This window comes from Stenotrophomonas sp. GD04054, assembly GCF_029836955.1.
GTDB lineage: Bacteria > Pseudomonadota > Gammaproteobacteria > Xanthomonadales > Xanthomonadaceae > Stenotrophomonas > Stenotrophomonas maltophilia_A.
In genome coordinates, this window is the sequence record NZ_JAOECR010000024.1 from 14,857 (window position 1) to 37,548 (window position 22,692).

The following is a 22,692-nucleotide window of genomic DNA, read 5'->3' on the forward strand; positions in this document are numbered from 1 at the left end:
TAGTGCCGGCCGCTGGCCGGCAACCTCGCGCGTGCTGCCAGACATCATGAGGTTGCCGGCCAGCGGCCGGCACTACCATTTCGAATTCGCCGGGCCACGCCCGGCGGATGCATTTCACCCGGTGTTCTGCACACCCTGCGAAACACCGTTCACGCAGGCCACCAGCGCGCGCAGCAGGTCTTCATCCTCGCGCCCGCTCTCGCGCCAGCGCTGCAGCAGATCCACCTGCAGCACGCTGATCGGATCGACGTACGGATTGCGCAGGCGGATCGAAAGCGACAGCCGCGCATCGTGGTCGAGCAACGTCTGCTGGCCCATCAGCGCCAGCAACCAGTGCCGGGTCAGTTCCAGTTCGCGCTGTACCTGCGGGAAGAAGCGCCCGTGCAGGTCGCCCGACAACAGCGAGAACTGCTCGGCAATGGTGATATCCCCCTTGGACAGCACCATCGCGATGTCGTCCAGGAAGGTACGGAAGAACGGCCAGTCACGTGCCATCTCGCGCAGGGTCTGCTCGTGACCAGCATCGACCGCCGCCTGCAGGCCGCTGCCCACGCCGTACCAGCCGGGAATGACGGCACGCGCCTGGCTCCAGGCGAACACCCACGGAATCGCGCGCAGGTTGCCCAACGCCGCGTCCTGGCCGAGCCGGCGCGACGGACGCGAACCCAGCGTCATCCGCTCGATCACGTCGATCGGCGTGGCCGTGCGGAAGTAGTCCATGAAGCCAGACTGGCCGACGAAGGCGCGGTACACCTCGCTGCTGGAGCCAGCGACCACATCCATCACCGGTCGCCACTCATCCTCGCGGGGTTCGGCAGCCCGCGGGCGGAGGCTGGCGCGCAACACCGCACCCGTAGCCTGTTCCAGCGAGCGCAGCGCCAGCGCACGGATGCCGTATTTGCGATGGATCACCTCGCCCTGCTCGGTCACCCGCAGGCGGCCATCGATGCTGCCGCGCGGCGACGCATCCACCGCGTGCGTGGTCTTGCCACCACCACGGCTGATCGAACCACCACGGCCATGGAAGAAGGTCAGGCGGATGCCGGCCTCGGCCGCCACCTCCAGCAGTTCCACCTGCGCGCGTTGCAGGCCCCAGCGCGAAGCAGCGATGCCGCCGTCCTTGCTGCTGTCCGAATAGCCCAGCATCACCATCTGCACGTCATCGCGTGCATGCAGGTGTGCGCGGTACACCGGATCGGCCAGCAGGTCGCGCAGGGTCGCGGTGCCACGCTTGAGGTCGTCCACCGTCTCGAACAGCGGCGCAATATCCAGCGGCACCGAACCGCCCTCTTCCACCAGGCCGCCACGGCGTGCCAGCGCCAGCACGGCCAGCACGTCACTGCGGTCGTGTGCCATCGAGATGATGTAGCTGCCCAGCGCATCGCCACCATGGCGCACACGCGCATCGGCCAACGCCGCAAATACCGCATCCAGACGCTGGTTGCCTTCGTCGTCGCCCTTCGGCAACGGCGCGTCACCACTGGCATGCGGCGCCAGCAGACGCGCGCGGCCCAATGCGTCCAGACCGTCCCACGCCGCGTCGCCGCCCAGCACGGTGGCCAGCGCGCGCGCGTGCACGCTCGATTCCTGGCGCACGTCCAACCGCGCCAGATGGAAACCGAACGTCTTCACCCGCCACAGCAGGCGCTGCACGGCGAAGCCACCGGCATGTTCGCCGCGGTTGGCGCGCAGGCTGTCGAGGATCAACTGCAGGTCGTCGATCAGTTCATCGGGGCCGGCGTAGGCGCCTTCGCCGTCATCCAGCGTGGCCTGCAGGCGTGCACGCATGCGGTCATTGTGCAGGCGGTACGGCATGTCGGCATGACGCGGTCGCGACTGCACCTTGGGCAGCAACTGCTGGTAGTGCGCCACCCGTGCCTGCAGCGCATCGCTCACACCCACCCGCTCGGTGGACTGGCTGAGCAGGCTGGCCAGCTGCAGCAGTTCCTTCTGGTAGCGCGCGAGCACCGCCTGCCGCTGCGCATCCAGCGTATTGCGGATGGTATGGGCATCCACGTTCGGATTGCCGTCCATGTCGCCGCCCACCCAGGTACCGAAACGCAGCAGGCGTGGCAGCGGCAGTTCTTCGCCGTAGGTATCGCGCAGCGCCTGCTGCAGCGATTCGTACAGCACCGGAATCACCCGGTACAGCACCTGCACCAGATAGAAGCCGACATGCTCGCGTTCGTCATCGACGGTGGGCCGCACGGGCGAGGAATCCGTGGTCTGCCACGAAGCGGTCAATGCCATGCGGAAGCGCGCGGCATCGGCGGCGGCTTCACCCGGTGTGCGCTGGCCGTCGAGGTTGTCGACCAGGCTGGCCACCATCAACTGCTCTTTTTCCAGCAGCGCGCGGCGTACCGCTTCGGTCGGGTGTGCGGTGAACACCGGTTCAATGTCGATGCGTGGCAGCCACTGCGCCAGTTCGTCCAGGCCCACACCCTGCGCCTTCAGGTGCTGCAGTGCATCCTGCAGGCCATCGGGCTGCGCCCCTGCGGTACCGGCGCGCTGGTAGTCACGGCGACGGCGGATGCGATGCACGCGCTCGGCGATGTTGACCACCTGAAAGTAGGTGCTGAAGGCCCGCACCATGGTTTCTGCCTGCTGCGGCGTGCGTCCGGCCAGGCCATCGGCCAGCTCCGACAATGGAGCTTGATTCTCACGGCGGGCGATGGCGCGGGTGCGCACGTCCTCGACATCGTCGAGGAAGGCGGCGGATACCTGCTCGACCAGCAGGTCACCAACCAGCGCGCCGAGCCGGCGCACGTCGTCGCGAAGCGGAAGATCGGGGGAAGCAAACTCGATGCTGCTGCGGTACTCGTTCATCGGCGACGCACAGGCCTCGGTCAACGGATCCAGGCCCCAAGCCTAAACCAGAACGGGCCTCGTGCTGCGATGCAAAAATGGTTTCATCTGGTAGTGCCGGCCGCTGGCCGGCAACCTCAGGTCGCGTGAGTCCATGAGGTTGCCGGCCAGCGGCCGGCACTACCGGGTCACGTCAGCGCTTCTTCTTCGCCTTGTCCTGCTCGGCCGGGCCGATGGTCTGTTCCAGCCAGCGCTCGCTTTCGGCCAGCATGGTCATGATCGACTCGCGTGCACGGTAGGCATGCGATTCGTTCGGCAGCATCACCAGACGCGCGGTACCACCCAGGCCTTTCACCGCCGCGAACATGCGCTCGCTCTGCATCGGGAACGTGCCGGAGTTGTTGTCGTCCACGCCGTGGATGAAGAGGATCGGATCCTTGATCCTGTCGGCGTAGTTGAACGGCGCCATCTTCTGGTAGACGTCCTGCGCCTGCCAGTAGTTGCGCTCCTCGGCCTGGAAGCCGAACGGGGTGAGCGTGCGGTTGTAGGCACCGCTGCGGGCGATGCCGGCCTTGAACAGGCGCGTGTGCGCCAGCAGGTTGGCGGTCATGAACGCACCGTAGGAATGGCCACCAATGGCGATGTGATCGCGATCGGTCACGCCACGGCGCACCACTTCATCCACGGCTGCCTGCGCGTTGGCCACCAGCTGTTCGATGTAGGTGTCGTTCGGCTCCTTGTCGCCTTCGCCGATGATCGGCATCGACGGGCTGGCCAGCACCACATACCCCTTGGCCAGGAACGCCTGCGGGCCCCAGTAGCTGACCGCATTGAAGCGGTACGGCGAATCGGTCACCTGGCTGGCCGCAGCCGCACTCTTGAACTCGCCCGGGTAGGCCCACATCAGCAGCGGCCGCGGGCCGTCGCGCTTGGGGTCGTAGCCCGGCGGCAGCAGCAGGGTCGCGGTCAGGTCGACGCCATCCTTGCGCTTGTAGCGGATCTGCTCCTTCTGCACGCCCTTCAACTGCGGCAGCGGATGCGCGAAGTGGGTCAGCGCACGCGGTGCAGCACCGGCATCGGCCAGCGACTGCACGTAGAAGTTGGCCGGCTCATCCGGGCTCTCGCGGCTCAGCAGCAGCGAGCTGGCCTGGTTGTCCAGCAACGCCACCGGCAGCGCATAGCTCGGCGCCTGCGAGTGGAACAGGCGGGTGGCCTTGCCCGTGGCGACGTCGAAGCGGTCCACGAACGGACGATCGCCTTCCGGCGATGCACCGGCACCGGCCAGATACAGGCTGCTGCCATCGGCGCTGGTCTGCAGCAGCGAGCGGCCGCGGTCGTCGCTGGACAACAGCGGCCGGCCCGGATCGGAATAGCGGTCCTGCCCGTCGCGATCCCACAGCAGGCGCGGCTCGGCGCCGGCATTGTCCGGGGCGATCAGCCAGGTCCTGGTCTTGCGCGTCTTCCACCACGACTCGGTCAGCAGGGCCAGGTCGCCACGGCCCCAGTTGATGCCCACCAGACGGCTGCCGAGCTGGGCCAACGTGACCGGCGGCTTGTCGAACGGCGCAGCCTGCATCAGCACCGCATCGCGCACCTTGGCCTCCCTGTTCGGGTCGCCGCCGTCCTGGGCTTCGGCCCAGACCAGCGTGGCATCGGCATCACCACGCCAGCTGATATCGCGCACGCCGGTCACTTCAGCGTCGTTGCCGGTCGGCAAACCTTCCACCAGCGGACGCACGGCCACGGTGTGCACCAGCTTGCCGCTGGCACGGTCGATCACTTCAATGCGACGCGGGAAACTGCTCACCGGCACCACGTAGGAATACGGGCGCTGCACCGGCTGGCGCAGCACGAAGCGGCCATCCGGCGACACCGCGAAGCCCATGAAGATGCCGGCCGCGCCGATCGCGCGGGTGTTGCCATCCAGGCTGACTTCCATCGGCTGGGTGGTGGCGTAGTAATCGAACTGGCGCGCGTCGGCCTCGTTCTTCAGCAGGTCCTGGTAGGTACGGATCGACACCACGCCGCCGCCCTGGCTGGTCTGCTGCACGGCCGGGCCGGTCGGGATGCCATCGGCGGCCGGGGCCGCACCAAGGTTGGCCGGACGGGTGAACACCACCAGGCCGCGGCTGTCCGGCAGCCACTGGTAGCCACTGCCGATCACCGTGTTCAGGCCGGCGACCAGACGACGGGCGCTGCCGCCGGCCACGTCCACCAGCCACAGCTCATTGGCGCCGCTGGCGGCGTCGACCTGGTTGAAGGCCAGCCACTTCTGGTCCGGCGACCACATCACGCTGGCGATCGACAGCTTGGCCGGCAGGCCGCTGATCTGCCGTTCCTTGCCGTCGGCCACGTTCATCAGCCACAGCTTCTCGCCGAAGCTGAAGCGGCTGTCGGAGAAGGTGCGCGGGTTGATGCGCAGGCCGGCCAGCTTCAGTTCCGGCTGCGCCACCACCTGGATCGACGGCAGCGACGGCATCTGCATCATCGCGGCGACATCGCGGCGTGGCGACAGGTACAGCGAGGGCGCGCGCGGCGCGTCCACCACCGCCTGCAGCGCCGCCGACGGCAGTTCGTAGCCGTTGACGCCCTGGGCCTGTACCTGGGCGGGCTGCGGGGACGCGGCCCAGGCCAGCGGGGCCACCGCCAGCAGTCCCATCGACAGGACCAGGCCGGTCCAGCGCCGTGTGCGGCGCGCGTGCATGCTCATCGTTCCACCTGTGTGATGCGTGAAAACACCGACCTTAACAGGCCGTGCACGCGATCCCACCTGCCGATGGTTGGGTCATCCGGATGTCATGCCGGGGCCGCGATATAATGGGGGTTCTCCCCTGCCGAGGGGCGCTGCGACCGGATCCCATGAGGCCCGGCCAGGCTCGGTGAGGTGGCTTTGTAACAACGGCGCCCGGCTAGATGCGAGCACCCGCTCGCCCACAACCGGAGCACACGAATGAATGCTGTTGCCAAGACCTTCTCCACCGAAGGTGATTACAAGATCCGCGATATCACGCTGGCCGACTGGGGCCGCAAGGAACTGGACATCGCCGAGCACGAAATGCCGGGCCTGATGTCGATCCGCCGCAAGTACCAGGCCGAGCTGCCGCTGAAGGGCGTGCGCGTGACCGGCTCGCTGCACATGACCATCCAGACCGCCGTGCTGATCGAGACCCTGAAGGACATCGGCGCTGACGTGCGCTGGGCCTCGTGCAACATCTTCTCGACCCAGGACCACGCCGCTGCCGCCATTGCCGCCACCGGCACCCCGGTGTTCGCCTGGAAGGGCGAGACCCTGGAAGAGTACTGGGACTGCACCCTGGACGCGCTGACCTTCACCCTGGCCGACGGCACCCTGACCGGCCCGGAGCTGGTGGTCGACGACGGCGGTGACGTGACCCTGCTGATCCACAAGGGCTACGAGCTGGAAAACGGCAGCGACTGGGTCAACACCGCCTCTGCCTCGCACGAAGAACAGGTCATCAAGAACCTGCTCAAGCGCGTCGCCAAGGAGCGCCCGGGTTACTGGGGCCGCGTGGTCAAGGACTGGAAGGGCGTCTCCGAAGAGACCACCACCGGCGTGCACCGCCTGTACCAGCTGGCCCAGGCCGGCACCCTGCTGATCCCGGCGATCAACGTCAACGACTCGGTCACCAAGAGCAAGTTCGACAACCTGTACGGCTGCCGCGAGTCGCTGGCCGATGGCCTGAAGCGCGCGATGGACGTGATGCTGGCCGGCAAGGTGGCCGTGGTCTGCGGCTACGGCGACGTCGGCAAGGGCTGTGCGGCCTCGCTGCGTGCCTACGGCGCGCGCGTCATCGTCACCGAGATCGACCCGATCTGCGCCCTGCAGGCGGCGATGGAAGGCTATGAAGTCAACACCATCGAATCGACCCTGGGCCGTGCCGACCTGTACGTCACCACCACCGGCAACAAGGACATCATCCGCATCGAGCACCTGAGCGCGATGAAGGACCAGGCCATCGTCTGCAACATCGGCCACTTCGACAACGAGATCCAGGTCGATGCGCTGGTGTCGTTCGCCGGCATCAAGCACATCAACATCAAGCCGCAGGTGGACAAGTACATCTTCCCGAACGGCAACGCGATCTTCCTGCTGGCCGAAGGCCGCCTGGTGAACCTGGGCTGCGCCACCGGCCACCCGAGCTTCGTGATGTCCAACAGCTTCGCCAACCAGACCCTGGCACAGATCGACCTGTGGGCGAACAAGGACAGCTACGAGAAGAAGGTCTACCTGCTGCCGAAGAAGCTGGACGAAGAAGTGGCCCGCCTGCACCTGGAAAAGATCGGCGTGAAGCTGACCACCCTGAGCCAGGAACAGGCCGACTACATCGGCGTGCCGGTGGAAGGCCCGTTCAAGCCGGACCACTACCGCTACTGATGCCTGCGCGGTGCCGGCCAGCGACCGGCACTACCGGTGCATGCAACACACGGAACGGGCGCCTTCGGGCGCCCGTTCTGCGTCTGCCTGCAGCCGTACACCACGTATCCACGCATGGCGTGGATCTACTTATCGTCCGGCCCCAGTAGATCCGCGCCATGCGTGGATATCCCCCAGCCAACCCACAGTAGATCCACGCCATGCGTGGATGTTCCCCACCGGAGCGGGAACAATAGCCTCGGTCAAGGCAACACCCCTGCCCCGCGCTAGGATGCCCCCATGACTCCGGCCATCAACCTGCTCAAGCGCGAGAAGATCGCCCACACCGTGCGCAGCTACGTGCACGACGCGCACGCCGAATCCTATGGCGGCGAAGCCGTCGACAAGCTCGGCCTCGACCCGGCCCAGGTGTTCAAGACCCTGCTGGCCAGCACCGAGACCCACGAACTGCTGGTAGCGATCGTGCCGGTGGCCGGCCAGCTGGACCTGAAGGCCCTGGCCGAAGCGGCCGGCTGCAAGAAGTGCGAGATGGCCGCTGCTGACGCTGCACAGCGCGCGACCGGTTACCTGGTCGGTGGCATCAGCCCACTCGGGCAGAAGAAGCGCCTGCGCACCTTCCTGGACGCCAGCGCGCAGGCATTGTCCGCACTGCATGTCAGCGCCGGGCGCCGCGGCCTCGAGGTGGAACTGGCGCCGACCGACCTGCTGCGATTGACGGCCGGCCACTACGCCGCCATCGGCAAGTCACGCTGATGCGCTGGCCGTGGTCTGCAGCACCGATACCCCGGCTCGACGATGCACAGGCCGATGTGCTGCTGCAGGACCTGTTGTCGCGCGATGCAACGCGCATCACCGATGCCGCGCGTACGGTCGCTCGGCTGTTCAGCGCCTCATCGTTGGACGCGCTGGTCGCGCATGTGGATACGATCGAACGCAGCTGCCAAGGCATCGCCCTTGGCGGCATGCTGATCAGCAACCAGGCGCACCTCAAGGCGGCCCTGCAACGGCTGCGCTACTGGCAGGCACGCGAAGGCTGCCTGTGCGCGCTCTACCCATCCTATGTGTTCTTCAGCCCCGAGCCGCTGCTGGAACAAGGTCACGTGCAGCTGCGTGCACGGGGCGAAGCGGAGGACGGCTGGGGCGAATGCTACCGATTGACGTGCACCTGCTGCGCGCAGCAATGGAGCGCGACCGAGCGCGAATACCACTACACCTGGTGGGAGTGGAAGCCCGAGCCCGCCCTGCAGACGCCTTAGTTGAGCTTGAACGTGACCGTGCCGCGTATCAGGCTCATGCTTGGTGCCTTGCCTGCCGCTTCACGCTCGTAGCGCCAGTCACGCGCGTGCTTGAGCGCCGCCGCATCGAGCAGCGGGTAGCCGCTGGATCGGGACAGGATGATCGCCTGGGTCTTGCCCTGCGCATCCAGCAGCAGCATCAGCTCGACACCTCCCTGCTGGGCCTCGCGCATGGCGGCCGCAGGATACGTCGGGACCGACGAAAGTCGCCGCTGGTGCCAGCCTCCTTCCCGGGCAATCAAGGGCGTGCTGGAAGAGAGTGGGCAACGCGCAGGCATCTGCAGGTCGAAGCCTGCAGCCCCTTGCGAAGGCCGGGTGGTGGCTGGCGCACTACAGGCGATCGCCGACACGCTCTGCAGCAACGACTGCTGACGCGAAAGCGCTGCAGCGTCATCCGCTTCCACATGGAACGTGCAGCGCCCCGACGTTGCCTGCGCCTGCAGTGAACCCACGCCGGCATCGCGGATCGGCGTCACGTCGGACAAAGCACCACAGGCAGCGCCTGCATCGTATTTTGCTGCAGAGCCCTCACACGCGGCCAGCAGGCCTGCGGCGACCCATGCGAACGGCATCCAACTGCGAACATCCATCCCTGTGCTCCCTGCGTTGATCCACCGCCATGGTAGCGCCCCGCTGCAATCTTCCCTGTTCACATACCGACTGTCCGGCCGCAGCGTGGGCTCACGGCCGCCAGTTGGCGTTGTTCTCCCAGAACGCGACGGAGCGCTGGTAAGCCTCGCGATCCAGCGGCACACCGGAACCGCCCTCCTCCACGCCCAGTGCATTGCGCATCATGGTGATCGGTGCCATCGGCACTTCCTCGGGCTCGGCGGTGTAAATGCAGCCGACGATGCCCCAGTCAGCCTCGATCGGTGAACCTTCCTTCGCCAGCTGCCCGGCGCTGTACAGGATCACCACCAGGTAGTTCGCACGCGGTGACTCCACGCCTTCGAACCAGCGCACCAGTACTGGCAGTTCCTCTCGGTTGCGCGCCTCGTAGCCGCTGCGCAGCTGGTGGCGGTTGGCCTCGGTGACCGGCACCGTCAGGCAGCGCGTGCTGGTCCAGTTCTCGTAGACGAACAACTTGCAGAACGGGGCGTAGCCGTCGAGTACCTTCAGCGGCGCGTGCGCATTGAGGTGTGCCTCGAACTGCTCGGCAGTGCAATCCTGGATGGTGTTGCCGCGCGGCACGCGCGGGAACAGGCGGGGACGGGCGAAATCGGTGAGGACGATGGACATGGCGTGGCGTGGTCAGGGAATCCGCTGCACAGGGTAACCGCCCCGGCGCCAGGGAGGACGGCATGCCGATGGTCACTGGCATCCCCCGCCCTCTTGCCGCACCCTGCGCGCGACCCACCACAAGGATCGTCGGCTCATGGAAGCAGCACGTGCGTTGCCCCACCCCGTCCGCCGCCGATGGCTGAAGGTGCTGGCCGTCGTCCTGCTGGCACCGCCATTGCTGTTCATCGCCGCCCTGCTCTGGCCGCTGCGTGCACCGCCGCTGCCCGAGGCCGGCGACAACCGGATGATCATCAACGCGCGGGTGGTGGACGTCATGCGCGGCCAAGCCAGTGAACCCACCACGGTCACCATCCGCAACGGCACGATCACCGCCGTCGGCGAAGGCATTGCCGATGCAGCGTTGCCGGTCTTCGACGCCGGCGGCCGCTGGCTGCTGCCCGGCTTCTGGGACATGCACACCCACGCCCTGCAGCTGTCGCCGCAGCTGCAGTTCCCGCTGATGCTGGCCAATGGCATCACCGGCACCCGCGACATGATGGACTGCCCGCAGGCTACCGATCCGCTGATCGCCTGCGTGGCCGACAAGCGCCGCTGGACCGCACAGGCCGTTGCCGGCCAGCAGGTCGCACCGCGCTTCGTGCAGATCGCCAGCTTCTATTTCGAAGATCCAGCGTTGGCGCCGGACACCGCGGCACAGCGTGCGCGCACGTACAGCGCGCGCGGTGTCGACGCGTTGAAGGTCTACAACCGGTTGCGTGCGGATACCTACCAGCGGCTGGCCAGCGAAGCGCGGCACCTGCATCGCCCTCTGGTCGGCCACCTGCCCAGGGCGGTTCCGCTGGAGGACGCGCTTCAGGCAGGCCAGCGCAGTTTCGAGCATGCGCACCTGTTCGTGCGTCATTGCTTCGACAACGCCGCCGCGTGGCGCGGCGGTACGCTGGATGGCGAAGATCCGACCGCACTGGCCGAACGCATGGTCGGTGGCTACCAGCCTTCCGTGTGCAATGAGGCGTTCGGCTTGATGCAGGCCAGCGGCGCCGCGTTCGTACCCACCCATGTCACCCGCGAAGAGGATGCGCGTGCGCGCGACCCCGCCTTCATCAACGATCCACGTCTGGCCTATCTCGATCCACTTTCGCGCTGGGCATGGCGCGATGATCTGACGGCCACCACCGAACGCTATCCTGGCCTGCGCGGCGAAGACGCGTTGAAGGCGTACTTCGAGCATGGACTGGCCCTCACCGGTGCCGCGCACCGTGCCGGCGTCAGCGTGCTGGTCGGCACCGATACCGGGCTGGGTGGCTTCCGCTATCACGAGGAACTGCAGTGGCTGCGGCAGGCAGGCCTGAGCCAGGCCGACGTGCTGCGCGCGGCAACGCTGCACGCGGCGCGTCATCTGGAGCTGCAGGCATCGCATGGCAGTGTCGAGGTCGGCAAAGCCGCCGACCTGGTATTGCTCGACGGCAACCCGCTGCAGGACACCGCCAACACCCGTCGTGTGCACGCGGTGCTGCTGGCCGGGCACCTCTACGACCGCTCGCGGCTGGATGCACTGCTCGCCTACACCCGCGCGCAGGCACGTTCACCGGCGGTGATGGCGCGCCTGCTGTGGGGCTTCATCACCAGCCCGGTCAGTGCCGAGCTGTAGCGGCAGCTACAACGCCATCCGTTCACGCAGCTCCCGCGCCTGCCGCCGCGACACTTCCACCTCGCTGCCATCATCCAGCGCCAGGTCATAGCCGTCGCCGATGCTGGGCGACACCCCACGGATACGGCGCAGGTTGACCAGCGTGTTGCGGTTGGCACGGAAGAACAGATCCGGCGGCAGACGTGCTTCCAGCGCACTCAGGCTGCGGGTCAGCAACGCGTTCTGGTCGCGGAACCACAGCCGCGTGCAGTTGCCATCCACCACCAGCCGGCGGATCTCCGAGACCGCGACGAACCAGCAGCGTTCGCCCTCGCGCACGAACACCTGGTCCTGCGCGCCCAGCGTGCTGCGCGGCTCCGGCGTTTCGCCCGCCACCACCTCGCGCTGGCGCGCCCGCTGCAACGCTTCCAGCAAGCGCGGTGCCTCGACCGGCTTCACCAGATAGTCCAGCGCATTGGCCTGGAACGCGCGCACCGCGTAGGTGTCGTAGGCAGTAACGAAGATCACCGCCGGCACCGCCTCCATCCCGTCCAGCACATCGAAGCCACTGCCGGACGGCATCTGCACATCCAGCAGCACCAGGTCCGGCGCCAGTGTGGCGATCGCCTCGCGCGCAGCAGGAACGTCGTCGGCCTCGCCCACGCACTGCACCCAGGGCAGCGCCGACAACAGCGTGCGCAGCTCCTGCCGCGCCAGCCGCGCATCATCAACGATCAACACGCGCAGCACGCCATTCATTGCGGAATCTCCAGCAGGGCCCGCATGCGGTCGCCGACCGGCTGCAGGATGAAACGACCTTGCGTACCGAGCTGCGCACGCAGGTAGGCCAGGCCGACACCATGCCCAGGGGTGGGCTCGTTGGCGCTGCCCAGCGGATTGTCCACCTGCAGGCGCAGCACGTCATTGTCCAGCGTGGCACGGATCTGCACCTCGCCGCCGCCGGGGCGGCTGGCGATGCCGTGCTTGATCGCGTTTTCCACCAGCAGCTGTAGTGCCATCGCCGGCAACTGCGCCTGCATGGCATCGGCATCGATCTGCTGCCGCACCTGCAGGCGCTGCTCGAAGTGGATGGCCTCGATGGCCAGATAGTCGTCGACCACCGCCAGTTCCTCGGCCAGCGTGACCTGCTCGCTGCGGTTGTGCGCCAGCGCCTGGCGCAGCGTGCGCGACAGGCGGGTGACCATGTCGCGCGCACGCTCAGGATCTTCCAGGATCAGCGCACGCAGGTTGTTCAGCGCATTGAACATGAAGTGCGGGTTGAGCCGCGCACGCAGCGCATCGCGTTCCAGCGCACTGCGCTCGGCTTCGGCGCGCAGGCGGGCCAGTTCCGCCCCGCGTATCCGGCGCAGGCTGTGCAGGCTTGCCCAAAGCGCTACCCACAGGGCCAGCATCACCGCAGTGGTGTACCAGTAGAGCAGCAGCGCCTTGGGGCTGAAGTCGGCCGTCTGCCGCCCCAGGCTCACCCAGTTCCAGGCCAGCGCCGAGTGCAGCGCGATGTTCACCAGCAGCTGCGCCACTGCCGCGCCCAATGCCACCGACAGCGCCAGCCGCAGCAACAGCCCGGCCGTTCCGCGCGCCCACCAGTCTGCACGCAGCGCCAGCGCGCGGATGGCACCGCTGCATCCGAACAGGGCCAACGCCAGGCCCAGCGTGATCAACACGCCTGCGCTTCCGGCATCGCTGAAATAGGCTTGGCGCAGGCCGATTCCGGCAACGCCATAGAGCGCCCATACCAGCGCATTGAGCAGCCAGAAGCGTACCGTCGAGGAGGAATCCGGCATGTCCATTCCGAGGCGTGTTGAAACTCAGTGGTGGCGGTCGAGGAAGGCCTGCACCTGTTCCTGCAACCAGCGCGGATCATCCCACATCAGGAAGTGGAAACCCTGCGCGCTCATCGCGATCTGTACGCCCTGCAGTTTCGCGTACTGGGCCTGGAACACCGCCCGGGTGCCGGCCTCGGTGCCGCCCATCGGCTGGTAGCCGGCCCAGCTGCCCAGCACCAGCGTCGGTGCGGTGATCGAGGCAATGCTGTCACGCAGGTCAGTGGTCATCACCGCATGCATGGCATCGGCCGTGGTCTGGCGGTCGCTGTCTTCGCCCCAGCGGCCCAGTTCGGCCTGGCGCTGAGTATCGCGGGTCATCCCCGGCAGGCCCGCCTTCAACTGCGCCTGCCATTGCGCGGCGTCGGCGGCCAGCATGCCCTTGCGCAGTTGGTCGGCCACCGGCCGCACGCTGTCAGCGGTGGCCTTCGGGTCACGCGCGGCCGGCAGGAATGGCAGGGCGTCAACCACCACCAGCGCGCTGACCGCCTTCGGCTCGGCCTGCGCCATCTGCAGGCCCAGCAGGCCACCGAGGCTGTGGCCAACCACCACCACCGGCCCCAGATGCTGGTCATGCAGGTAGGCCAGCAGCTGCCCGCGCATCGCCGGCAGGAACTCGACCGGGCGCGGATCGGCCGCGAGCGCACCGGCAAAGCCGGGCAGCTGCACCAGATGGCACTGCACATCCTTCAGGGCCAGGCAGGTCTCGCGCCACACCTCGGCGCTGCTGTTGAGGCCGGGAATCATCAGCAGCGGGCGGCCCTTGCCGACCACCTCGACCTGCACCTTGCCCGCCGCCGGGGCGCTGGCGGCGTGCGCCGAGCCGGAGCCGAGCACGGCCATCGCCATACCGATCATCGCCAGCCGGGCCAGGGCCTTCATTGCATACCAGAGTGCCAGGAAGATCTTCATCGTCTGCTCCTTCGTCAGGTGGGTGGTGCCGGGATGGGCTCAGCGTGCCGCCGGCCATGGCACCCGGGGGGCGATTTCGGAGCAGCGGCCGATCGCCGGGGCGAACGGTCGCAGGCGGCTGACGATATACGCCCGCAGAAATTCACAACATCCATCTTGATGAAGCGATATACTAATCCGCACCCGCGCTGCCGCCCGTGCCATGACCGCCATCAGCTTCGAGTTCTATCCGCCCAAGACCGACGAACAGCGCAGCCAGCTGGACCGCGCCGCGGCCAGGCTGAAGGACTACGGTCCCGAGTACGTGTCGTGTACCTTCGGCGCCGGTGGCTCGACCCTGAGCTATACCTCCGAGACCGTGCGCCATCTCAACCAGCACCATGGCTTCGATGCCGCACCGCATCTGTCCTGCGTCGGCGGCACCCGTCAGGAAATCCGCGAGCTGCTCAAGCTGTATCGCGCCATCGGCTGCCGCCGCCTGGTCGCGCTGCGCGGCGATCTGCCGTCGGGCATGGGTTTCCCCGGTGACATGCGCTATGCCGCCGAACTGATCGACTTCATCCGCGCCGAGCACGGCGATGCGTTCCATATCGAAGTGGGCGCGTACCCCGAAACGCACCCGCAGGCTTCCGACGCACTGGCCGACCTGAAGCATTTCAAGGCCAAGATCGACGCCGGTGCCGATGCGGCGATCACCCAGTACTTCTTCAACCCTGATGCCTACTTCCATTTCGTCGACGAAGTGCGGCGGCTGGGCGTGCAGGTACCCATCACGCCCGGCATCATGCCGATCGCCAACTTCAGCCAGCTGCGCCGCTTCTCCGAACAGTGCGGTGCGGAGATCCCGCGCTGGATCAGCCGCAAGATGCAGGCCTATGGCGATGATGCAGAGTCGGTGCGTGCATTCGGCACTGAAGTGGTGGCCAAGCTGTGCCAGCGCCTGATCGAAGGCGGCGCACCCGGCCTGCACTTCTACACCTTGAACCTGGCCAAGCCGACTACTTCGGTGCTGAAGCTGCTGCAGAGCTGACAGCACGGCGCGCAAGCGTGATCGGCGCTACCCTGCGAGGATGATCCGGCTTTCCTTCCTGCTGTTGCTGCTGCTGCCGTGCGTTCTGTCGAGCGCCGCCCACGCACAGTCCACGCGCCTGAACCGCTGCACCGATGCCCAGGGCCAAAGCGTCTACACCGACCGGCCCTGCGACAGCCTGGGCGCGCGGTCGCGGTTGCCACCGCCTGCGCCCGCCGGCAATACCCTGCAGAGCGACACCCTGGGGGCACGCTGCCCGCGGCGGCTGAGTGAACTGGTGGACGCGCTGCGCGTCGGCATCGTCAGCAACGATGTGAATCGGCTGTCCTCACTGTATCTGTGGGGCGCGGTTTCCGATGCGGGCGCGCAGCGCATCCTCGGCCAGCTGGAATCCTTGGCGCGGCGGCCCCTGGTGGACGTGGTGCCGGTGTATGCGTCACAGGCGCTGCCGCAATCGCAGGATGAGGATCAGAGCCCTGCCGCGTTGGGATCCGACCCTGTGGCCTCTGTGGCGCGGCATCCCATCGGCCTGCGCCTGGAGCAGACCCTGCCCGGCAGCGCGTCGCGCGCTTCGACGGTGCTGGGGTTGCGACGGCAATACGGGTGTTTCTGGATCACGCTGTGATCGCGAGCATCCATCCACGCATGGCGTGGATCTACTGCCTCCATCCCACACGGTAGCGCCGGGCCATGCCCGGCGAGCGAAGCAGCTTTACTCCGGCCACAGCGCGCGGATGGCGGCGATGCCCTGCCCACCATGGCGACGCGCTTCGGCGATGTGACCGCGGCCCATGCCGCCCAGGGCGTAGATTGGCAGTGACACCTGCGCGCGCAGCTCGGCGAACGCGTTCCAGCCCAGCGGCACGGCATCGGGATGACTGGCCGTGGCCTGCACCGGGCCCAGCACGGCGAAGTCGCAGCCCAACCGCTGTGCGGCCTGCAGCTGCTGCAGGTCATGGCAGGACGCGGCCACCAGCTGGCCTTCGGGCAGTGGACGCTGCAACAGCTCCAGCAGCTGCTCGCTGCCCAGGTGCACCCCAACGCCCAGTACGCGCGCGCGTTCGATATCGCGGTTGAGCAGCCACTGCACCCCGCTGCGACGATGCGCGCGCACGGCCTGTTCGACCATCGCCTGGCGCTGCGGATGCGCCGTCGGCAACCGCAGCTGGATGCGCTGCTGGCCCGCGTCCACCGCGCGCTGCAGCTGTTCATGCCAGTGCTGCATGCCGCCCTCATCATCGGCCGGCGCCGGGGTGATCAGGTAGCTGTCGGGTTGGCGCAGCGCGGCCACCACCGGCAGATCGGCCGGTGGCATCGAATAGCGACCCAGTTTGTCCGGCGCCACCCAGGTAATGGCCTGGCCCTCGCGGCCACGTGGCGTCCCCTTCCAGCTGCGCACGTGGCGCACTTCCAGGGTCAGGTGCTTGTCCGGGTAGCGCTGCGGCACATCCATCAGCCATTCGCCGACATGGGCTTCGATGCCCAGTTCCTCGCGCAGCTCGCGAACCAACGCCTGTTCGGAGGTCTCGCCGGATTCGCGCTTGCCGCCGGGGAACTCCCACAGGCCGGCCATGTCGCGGTTCTCGGTACGACGGTTGAGCAGCACGCGGCCACGGGCGTCGGTGATGACGGCGGCCACGACGTGGATCGATCGGGTGGGGGGAGCCATGGGGGAAGCATGCCCAGAACAGGGCGGCCCGCGCAATCTCGGATCGGGCCGGATCAGCCCCGCGAAACAGCCGCCATGAAAAAAGAGCCCCGCTTTCGCGGGGCTCTTCGGGGTCAGCTCAGCTGGCCGTGGCAGTGCTTGTACTTCTTGCCACTGCCGCACGGGCATGGATCGTTGCGGCCGATCTTCGGCTCATCGCGCTGCGCCTGTGCAATGCCCTGCTGGGCAGCCTGCACCTGCGCGGCTTCCTCGTCGGCGCTGTAGCCGCCCACGTCCTGGTGCTGGAACTGCGACTGGCTCAGGCGCGCTTCGGCCTGCTGGCGTTCGGCTGCTTCCAGCGCCTGCACTTCCTCGTCGCTGCGGATGCGCACGCGCGACAGCAGGGTCACCACTTCGCGCTTGACGTTCTCCAGCATGTCCGAGAACAGCTCGAAGGCTTCCTTCTTGTACTCCTGCTTCGGCTGCTTCTGCGCGTAACCACGCAGGTAGATGCCCTGGCGCAGGTAGTCCATGCGCGCCAGGTGCTCCTTCCAGCTCTGGTCCAGCACGGTCAGCATCACGTGCTTCTCCAGCGCGCGCATGGTTTCCTCACCGACACCGGCTTCCTTCTCGGCAAAGTGCTGGTTGACGCGCTCCTGCACCTTGGCAGCGATGGCTTCGGCGTCCAGCTCTTCGTGCGACTTGACCAGGTCGGTCAGCGACATCTGCAGGCCGAAGTCCGACTCCAGGGTCGCTTCCAGGCCACGCAGGTCCCACTGCTCGTCGATCGAGTTCGGCGGCACGAAGCGGGCCACCACGTCGAAGATCACGTCGTCGCGGATGCCGTCGACGTTGTCCTTCACCGACTCGGCGTCCAGCAGTTCATCGCGCTGTGCGTAGATCACCTTGCGCTGGTCGTTGTTAACGTCGTCGAAGTCCAGCAGATTCTTGCGGATGTCGAAGTTGTGGGCCTCGACCTTGCGCTGCGCCTTCTCGATCTGGCGGCTGACCAGGCGGTCTTCGATGACGTCGTCTTCCTTCATGCCCATCATGCGCATGGCCTTCTGCACCCAGTCGGAGGCGAAGATGCGCATCAGGTTGTCTTCCAGCGACAGGTAGAAGCGGGACGAACCCGGGTCACCCTGGCGGCCGGAACGGCCACGCAGCTGGTTGTCGATACGACGCGATTCATGGCGCTCGGTACCGACGATGTGCAGGCCGCCGGCAGCCTTGACGGCCTCGTGGCGCTTCTGCCAATCGGCCTTGACCGCGGCCTTCTGTTCGTCGGTCGCGCCTTCGCCCAGCTCGTGGATTTCCGCTTCCAGCGAACCGCCCAGCACGATGTCGGTACCACGACCGGCCATGTTGGTGGCGATGGTGACCGCGGCCGGACGACCGGCATTGGCGACGATGGTCGCTTCGCGGTCATGCTGCTTGGCGTTGAGCACTTCGTGCTTCACGCCGGCCTTGCGCAGGTGCTCGGACAGCATTTCCGAGGTTTCGATCGAGGTGGTACCCACCAGCACCGGCTGGCCACGCTTGGCGCACTCTTCGATGTCGGCCAGCACCGCATTGAACTTGCCCTTGCGGTTCAGGAACACCTGGTCCGGGCTGTCCTTGCGGATGGTCGGGCGGTTGGTCGGGATCACCACCACTTCCAGGCCGTAGATGCTCTGGAATTCGAAGGCTTCGGTATCGGCCGTACCGGTCATGCCGGACAGCTTCTTGTACATGCGGAACAGGTTCTGGAAGGTGATGCTCGCCAGCGTCTGGTTCTCGCGCTGGACCGGCACGCCTTCCTTCGCTTCCACCGCCTGGTGCAGGCCATCGGACCAGCGGCGACCGGACAGGGTGCGGCCGGTGAACTCATCGACGATGACCACTTCGCCATCGCGCACGATGTAGTCCACGTCACGCTGGTAGATCGCGTGCGCGCGCAGTGCGGCGTTGAGGTGGTGGACCACGGTCAGGTTCTGCGGCGCGTACAGGCCTTCGGTCTCGCCGTCGAGGATGCCGGCCTCGACCAGCAGCTGCTCGGCGTGCTCCATGCCCGCTTCGGACAGGTGCACCTGCTTGCCCTTCTCATCGACCCAGAAGTCGCCTTCGCCGTCTTCCGCTTCCTGCTTGACCAGGTTCGGCACGACGCGGTTGACGCGGATGTACAGCTCCGGGGAATCGTCGGCCGGGCCGGAGATGATCAGCGGGGTACGCGCTTCGTCGATCAGGATGGAGTCGACTTCGTCGACGATGGCGTAGTGCAGGCCGCGCTGGTAGCGGTCGGCCTTGGACAGCGCCATGTTGTCGCGCAGGTAGTCGAAGCCGAATTCGTTGTTGGTGCCGTAGGTGATGTCCGAGGCATAGGCTTCGCGCTTGTCGCTGTGCGGCATGCCCGGGTACACCACGCCCACGCTCAGGCCCAGCCAGTTGTACAGCTTGCCCATCTGCGCGGCGTCGCGGCGCGCCAGGTAGTCGTTCACGGTGACCACGTGCACGCCCTTGCCTTCCAGCGCGTTGAGGTACACCGGCAGGGTCGCCACCAGGGTCTTGCCTTCACCGGTGCGCATTTCTGCGATCTTGCCCAGGTGAAGCACCATGCCGCCGATCAGCTGCACGTCGTAGTGGCGCATGCCCAGCACGCGGCGACCGGCTTCGCGGCAGACCGCGAACGCTTCCGGCAGCACCTTGTCCAGGGCTTCACCGTCGGCGATGCGCTGCTTGAACTCCGGCGTCTTGGCCTGAAGCTGCTCGTCGGAAAGCTTCTCGATCTCCGGCTCCAGCGCATTGATCTTGGCGACGATGCGGTTGAGCTGGCGCAGCTGTCGTTCGTTACGACTGCCAAATACGCGGGTAAGCAGGCTGTTGATCATTGAAGGAACCGGGTTGGATGGACACGACGCCCGGCCTCCCCCTTGGGATCCGTCCGCCGCAAACGAAACAGGGCGCCTGGCGCCCTGTCGATGGCAACACCCATTGTAGCTTGGGACGGCCGCAAGGGGTTTCAACCCTTTGGCGGCAATGGCATCCGAACGTTCCCGGTAGTGCCGGCCGCTGGCCGGGTAGGCGTCAGCGCATGCGCGCTGGCGCTCCCACGCTTCGCTGCGCGAACCGTGGGCCCCGCTTACCTCGCCTCCACACCCCCGCGCCTACGGCGCTGCCCCCGTACTCCGGGGGCGGTAGTGCCGACAGCAGCCGGCACCCCAATGGGGCTTCAGCCGCGGCTGACGCGGCCGACCGGCGTGTTGCCGCCGTCACCGAGGAACTTGCGCGGGTTGACCACGTTGCCGTTCTCCCACACCTCGAAGTGCACGTGGGCGCCGGTCGAACGACCGGTGGAACCGGCCTTGGCCACTTCCTGCCCGGCACGCACCAGGTCGCCGACCTTCACCATCAGGCGCGAATTGTGCGCGTAGCGGGTGACGTAGCCGTTACCGTGGTCGACGTCGACCACGTTGCCGTAGCCGCCCTTCACGCCGGAGAAGCTGACCACGCCTTCGGCCACGGCCATCACCGGGTCACCGACCCTGGCGTGGAAGTCCATGCCCTTGTGGGTGGCGGCACCGCGGCCGAACGGGTCGGCACGGGTGCCGAAACCGGAGGTCACGTAGCTGTTGCGGATCGGCATGCGCGAGGGCACGGCGTTCTGCTGCAGCTGGTGGTCGAACATCAGCGATTCCATCACCGACAACTGGCGGCCTGAAGCAGCGAAGCGCTGCTCCAGCACCTGTAAGTCGGCGTTGACGTCCTTGACCGGGATGTCGCTGGTCGGGCCGCCGGCGTCGCCGTCACCGAGACCGGGGGTCTCGTTGAAGTCGAACTCGCCGTCTTCCAGCTTGCCCATCTGGGTCAGCCGTTCGCCGAGGGCGTTGAGGCGGGTGGCCTGGGCCTGCAGCTCGCCGAGGCGGGCCGCCAGCGCGTTGACCTGGGTCTGCGCATCGCGCTTGACCTTGGCCAGCTCTGCATCCTGGCGCTCGACCTTGGCCTGCAGGCGGGAATCATTCAGCGCGCTGGCGCCAATGCCGCCGGCAAGGCCGATAATGCAGCCTACCCCGAGCACGCTGCCCAGCAGGGCGCGGGGGCGGTCCTCGAAATAGAACCGCAAACGCGCGATCGGCGACGCTTTGGCCTGTCCTTCACGCGTTTTGATTACGATCTTTTTGAATGCCATCAGTGAGTTTTCATGTCTGAGCCGAAATCCAGCGTTCGCCCCGCGTCAGTGCCGAAGCCGGCGCTGGATGCGGTGATGGCGGACAAAAGCGGGAACCCGCTGCGGCGTGCCTTGTGGCTCGACGCGCTGGACCGTCAGTTGCGCCCCCAGTTGCCGCCACCTCTGCGCAGCCGTTGCCGGCTGGCCAATGTGGACGGGGAACACCTCGTTTTTCTCGTCGAGTCCCCGGTCTGGCATGCCAAGTTGCGGCTTGCCGAAGCCCAGTTGCTCGACGCGGCCCGTTCCATCGGGCTGAAGGCCACCAGGGTGACCATCAAGACTGCGTCTCCCACTCCCACGCGCTCCCCAGCGCTCGACAACCGGAATGGACCCCACGCAGTTTCAGCCGCCACGCACAAAGGGCTACGCGACGCCTTGGCTTGCCTGCAGGACGTTCCTTCGAAGCCGAAGAAGCGGTCCTGACGACAACGGAGCATCCGGCTCCGCTCCCCGTCGCGCGTGTCACCACGGCGTGAAACATTTCGGGGGCCGGGTCGCATCCTAGCTGCCATCCGGGGGCCTGTCGTTAGATTGCCGTTAAAAATACGTTAAATTCAGGCTTCCGATCCAACAGGTTCACAAAACCGTGACCTCGAACCGGCCTTGACGCGCGTCAAGCATGCTGAATGCGCCGGACACGCCTGAAACGACAACGCCGCCCTGGAAGGCGGCGCTTTTGTCTTTCAATTCAACGATCTACAGGAATCAGGCGTAGGCCGGAGTGGCATATTCCACCGGGTCCGGGGTGGCCGGCGAGTCGAAGCTGACCCATTCCCAGGCGGTGGCGTCGGCCATCAGCGCCCGCACCAGCTTGTTGTTGAGGGCGTGACCGGACTTGAAGCCTTCGTAGGCACCCAGCACCTGGCCACCGGCCAGATAGAGGTCGCCGATCGCGTCGAGGATCTTGTGGCGCACGAATTCGTCGGCGTAGCGCAGGCCGTCTTCGTTGAGCACGCGGAACTCGTCCAGCACGATGGCGTTGTCCATCGAACCGCCCAGGCCCAGGTTGCGCTCGCGCATGTATTCCAGGTCGCGCATGAAACCGAAGGTGCGCGCGCGGGAGATTTCCTTGGTGTAGGCCAGCGTCGAGAACTCGATTTCCTGGCGCGACTGCTTGGCCGGGATCATCGGGTGATCGAACTGGATGGTGAAGCCCAGCTTGTAGCCCTCGTACGGGCTGAAGCGGGCCACCTTGTCGCCCTCGGTCACTTCCACGGTCTTCAGCACGCGGATGAAGCGCTTGGGCGCGTCCTGTTCCACGATGCCTGCCGACTGCAGCAGGAACACGAACGGGCCGGCCGAACCGTCCATGATCGGCAGCTCGGCCGAGGACAGTTCGACGATGATGTTGTCCACACCCAGGCCGGCCAGCGCCGACATCAGGTGTTCGACGGTCTGGATCTTGGCGTCGTTGCAGGTCAGGCCGGTGCACAGGGTCACTTCGGTGACCAGTTCGGCCTTGGCCGGCACTTCCACCACCGGGTCCAGATCCACGCGACGGAACACGATCCCATGGTTGACCGGTGCCGGGCGCAGGGTCATGTAGACCTTGTCACCGCTGTGCAGGCCAACGCCGGTGGCGCGGATCGTGTTCTTGAGGGTGCGTTGCTGGATCATGGGGGATGGGCCGGAAGTGACACATTAGATTAACACGCGCCCTCCCCTACCCTGGCTGAAACGCCAATGAAGGCT

General features: G+C 66.8%; 18 protein-coding genes and 1 riboswitch. Of the genes, 7 read left to right on the plus strand and 11 right to left on the minus strand.

Annotated elements, in window-relative coordinates; translation table 11 throughout:
• Positions 1-114 precede the first annotated feature (114 nt).
• A complete protein-coding gene (ppc, locus tag N7573_RS12645; RefSeq protein ID WP_279914008.1) occupies positions 115-2,826 on the minus strand; it encodes a phosphoenolpyruvate carboxylase in 2,712 nt (903 codons plus the stop codon).
• Between the two features lie 172 nt (positions 2,827-2,998).
• Positions 2,999-5,515, minus strand: coding sequence for a prolyl oligopeptidase family serine peptidase (locus N7573_RS12650; RefSeq protein ID WP_279913937.1), 2,517 nt, complete (start codon positions 5,513-5,515; stop codon positions 2,999-3,001).
• A gap of 120 nt (positions 5,516-5,635) precedes the next feature.
• Positions 5,636-5,719, plus strand: a riboswitch (S-adenosyl-L-homocysteine riboswitch).
• A gap of 36 nt (positions 5,720-5,755) precedes the next feature.
• On the opposite strand from N7573_RS12650, the gene ahcY reads away from it, so the two are divergent.
• The 3 genes from ahcY (at position 5,756) to N7573_RS12665 (ending at position 8,457) form a co-directional block, all read left to right on the plus strand.
• Positions 5,756-7,201, plus strand: a complete 1,446-nt coding sequence (gene ahcY / locus N7573_RS12655) for an adenosylhomocysteinase (protein WP_197615411.1) — start codon at positions 5,756-5,758, stop codon at positions 7,199-7,201.
• A 279-nt stretch (positions 7,202-7,480) separates the two neighbouring features.
• Complete coding sequence (ybaK, locus tag N7573_RS12660) at positions 7,481-7,954, plus strand: Cys-tRNA(Pro) deacylase (protein ID WP_134951145.1); 474 nt, start codon at positions 7,481-7,483, stop codon at positions 7,952-7,954.
• Positions 7,954-8,457, plus strand: coding sequence for a hypothetical protein (locus tag N7573_RS12665; RefSeq protein WP_049425051.1), 504 nt, complete (start codon positions 7,954-7,956; stop codon positions 8,455-8,457). Before ybaK ends, N7573_RS12665 begins: the two co-directional genes overlap by 1 nt.
• Here N7573_RS12665 and N7573_RS12670 read toward each other — a convergent pair.
• Together N7573_RS12670 and N7573_RS12675 are read right to left on the minus strand one after the other, a co-directional pair.
• On the minus strand, positions 8,454-9,086 hold the full coding sequence (locus N7573_RS12670) for an energy transducer TonB (protein WP_175392800.1): 633 nt from the start codon (positions 9,084-9,086) through the stop codon (positions 8,454-8,456). The genes N7573_RS12665 and N7573_RS12670 overlap by 4 nt on opposite strands.
• 91 nt (positions 9,087-9,177) lie before the next feature.
• On the minus strand, positions 9,178-9,735 hold the full coding sequence (locus tag N7573_RS12675) for a DUF3228 family protein (protein WP_049425078.1): 558 nt from the start codon (positions 9,733-9,735) through the stop codon (positions 9,178-9,180).
• Between the two features lie 136 nt (positions 9,736-9,871).
• Here N7573_RS12675 and N7573_RS12680 point away from each other — a divergent pair, with 136 nt between their 5' ends.
• The gene (locus N7573_RS12680) at positions 9,872-11,386 is read left to right on the plus strand and encodes an amidohydrolase family protein (RefSeq protein ID WP_121504883.1); all 1,515 of its coding nucleotides are present in this window, start codon (positions 9,872-9,874) and stop codon (positions 11,384-11,386) included.
• Positions 11,387-11,392: 6 nt separating this feature from the next.
• On the opposite strand, the gene N7573_RS12685 is transcribed toward N7573_RS12680, so the two are convergent.
• The 3 genes from N7573_RS12685 to N7573_RS12695 are packed head-to-tail and all read right to left on the minus strand — an operon-like array spanning position 11,393 to position 14,118.
• Positions 11,393-12,124 carry a LytTR family DNA-binding domain-containing protein gene (locus tag N7573_RS12685; RefSeq protein WP_279913615.1) on the minus strand — a complete coding sequence of 244 codons (732 nt, stop codon included), beginning with the start codon at positions 12,122-12,124 and terminating at the stop codon, positions 11,393-11,395.
• Positions 12,121-13,167, minus strand: coding sequence for a histidine kinase (locus N7573_RS12690; protein ID WP_279913616.1), 1,047 nt, complete (start codon positions 13,165-13,167; stop codon positions 12,121-12,123). The genes N7573_RS12685 and N7573_RS12690 overlap by 4 nt, the downstream gene beginning before the upstream one ends.
• A gap of 24 nt (positions 13,168-13,191) precedes the next feature.
• The gene (locus N7573_RS12695) at positions 13,192-14,118 is read right to left on the minus strand and encodes an alpha/beta hydrolase (protein ID WP_279913617.1); all 927 of its coding nucleotides are present in this window, start codon (positions 14,116-14,118) and stop codon (positions 13,192-13,194) included.
• Positions 14,119-14,320: 202 nt separating this feature from the next.
• On the opposite strand from N7573_RS12695, the gene metF reads away from it, so the two are divergent.
• The gene (gene metF / locus N7573_RS12700; RefSeq protein WP_279913618.1) at positions 14,321-15,148 is read left to right on the plus strand and encodes a methylenetetrahydrofolate reductase [NAD(P)H]; all 828 of its coding nucleotides are present in this window, start codon (positions 14,321-14,323) and stop codon (positions 15,146-15,148) included.
• 40 nt (positions 15,149-15,188) lie between these two features.
• The gene (locus N7573_RS12705) at positions 15,189-15,773 is read left to right on the plus strand and encodes a DUF4124 domain-containing protein (RefSeq protein WP_279943171.1); all 585 of its coding nucleotides are present in this window, start codon (positions 15,189-15,191) and stop codon (positions 15,771-15,773) included.
• An 87-nt stretch (positions 15,774-15,860) separates the two neighbouring features.
• On the opposite strand, the gene N7573_RS12710 is transcribed toward N7573_RS12705, so the two are convergent.
• The 3 genes from N7573_RS12710 to N7573_RS12720 all read right to left on the minus strand — a co-directional run bounded on the left by N7573_RS12710 (position 15,861) and on the right by N7573_RS12720 (position 20,961).
• Positions 15,861-16,817, minus strand: coding sequence for a Nudix family hydrolase (locus N7573_RS12710; RefSeq protein ID WP_279943173.1), 957 nt, complete (start codon positions 16,815-16,817; stop codon positions 15,861-15,863).
• Between the two features lie 113 nt (positions 16,818-16,930).
• Complete coding sequence (gene secA, locus N7573_RS12715) at positions 16,931-19,663, minus strand: preprotein translocase subunit SecA (RefSeq protein WP_032129708.1); 2,733 nt, start codon at positions 19,661-19,663, stop codon at positions 16,931-16,933.
• A gap of 341 nt (positions 19,664-20,004) precedes the next feature.
• Positions 20,005-20,961: a M23 family metallopeptidase gene (locus N7573_RS12720; protein ID WP_279913669.1), complete on the minus strand. Its 957-nt coding sequence runs from the start codon at positions 20,959-20,961 to the stop codon at positions 20,005-20,007.
• A gap of 12 nt (positions 20,962-20,973) precedes the next feature.
• Between N7573_RS12720 and N7573_RS12725 the strand changes: the two genes are divergently transcribed.
• Positions 20,974-21,423, plus strand: a complete 450-nt coding sequence (locus N7573_RS12725; RefSeq protein ID WP_005408086.1) for a DUF721 domain-containing protein — start codon at positions 20,974-20,976, stop codon at positions 21,421-21,423.
• A 282-nt stretch (positions 21,424-21,705) separates the two neighbouring features.
• On the opposite strand, the gene lpxC is transcribed toward N7573_RS12725, so the two are convergent.
• Positions 21,706-22,617, minus strand: a complete 912-nt coding sequence (gene lpxC, locus N7573_RS12730) for a UDP-3-O-acyl-N-acetylglucosamine deacetylase (protein ID WP_005408085.1) — start codon at positions 22,615-22,617, stop codon at positions 21,706-21,708.
• Positions 22,618-22,692 lie beyond the last annotated feature (75 nt).

Excerpts from the sequence above, each read along its gene's own strand:
- ppc (WP_279914008.1), bottom strand. The coding sequence starts at position 2,826 with ATGAACGAGTACCGCAGCAGCATCGAGTTTGCTTCCCCCGATCTTCCG.
- N7573_RS12650 (WP_279913937.1), bottom strand. The coding sequence starts at position 5,515 with ATGAGCATGCACGCGCGCCGCACACGGCGCTGGACCGGCCTGGTCCTG.
- ahcY (WP_197615411.1), top strand. The coding sequence starts at position 5,756 with ATGAATGCTGTTGCCAAGACCTTCTCCACCGAAGGTGATTACAAGATC.
- ybaK (WP_134951145.1), top strand. The coding sequence starts at position 7,481 with ATGACTCCGGCCATCAACCTGCTCAAGCGCGAGAAGATCGCCCACACC.
- N7573_RS12665 (WP_049425051.1), top strand. The coding sequence starts at position 7,954 with ATGCGCTGGCCGTGGTCTGCAGCACCGATACCCCGGCTCGACGATGCA.
- N7573_RS12670 (WP_175392800.1), bottom strand. The coding sequence starts at position 9,086 with ATGGATGTTCGCAGTTGGATGCCGTTCGCATGGGTCGCCGCAGGCCTG.
- N7573_RS12675 (WP_049425078.1), bottom strand. The coding sequence starts at position 9,735 with ATGTCCATCGTCCTCACCGATTTCGCCCGTCCCCGCCTGTTCCCGCGC.
- N7573_RS12680 (WP_121504883.1), top strand. The coding sequence starts at position 9,872 with ATGGAAGCAGCACGTGCGTTGCCCCACCCCGTCCGCCGCCGATGGCTG.
- N7573_RS12685 (WP_279913615.1), bottom strand. The coding sequence starts at position 12,124 with ATGAATGGCGTGCTGCGCGTGTTGATCGTTGATGATGCGCGGCTGGCG.
- N7573_RS12690 (WP_279913616.1), bottom strand. The coding sequence starts at position 13,167 with ATGCCGGATTCCTCCTCGACGGTACGCTTCTGGCTGCTCAATGCGCTG.
- N7573_RS12695 (WP_279913617.1), bottom strand. The coding sequence starts at position 14,118 with ATGAAGATCTTCCTGGCACTCTGGTATGCAATGAAGGCCCTGGCCCGG.
- metF (WP_279913618.1), top strand. The coding sequence starts at position 14,321 with ATGACCGCCATCAGCTTCGAGTTCTATCCGCCCAAGACCGACGAACAG.
- N7573_RS12705 (WP_279943171.1), top strand. The coding sequence starts at position 15,189 with ATGATCCGGCTTTCCTTCCTGCTGTTGCTGCTGCTGCCGTGCGTTCTG.
- N7573_RS12710 (WP_279943173.1), bottom strand. The coding sequence starts at position 16,817 with ATGGCTCCCCCCACCCGATCGATCCACGTCGTGGCCGCCGTCATCACC.
- secA (WP_032129708.1), bottom strand. The coding sequence starts at position 19,663 with ATGATCAACAGCCTGCTTACCCGCGTATTTGGCAGTCGTAACGAACGA.
- N7573_RS12720 (WP_279913669.1), bottom strand. The coding sequence starts at position 20,961 with ATGGCATTCAAAAAGATCGTAATCAAAACGCGTGAAGGACAGGCCAAA.
- N7573_RS12725 (WP_005408086.1), top strand. The coding sequence starts at position 20,974 with ATGTCTGAGCCGAAATCCAGCGTTCGCCCCGCGTCAGTGCCGAAGCCG.
- lpxC (WP_005408085.1), bottom strand. The coding sequence starts at position 22,617 with ATGATCCAGCAACGCACCCTCAAGAACACGATCCGCGCCACCGGCGTT.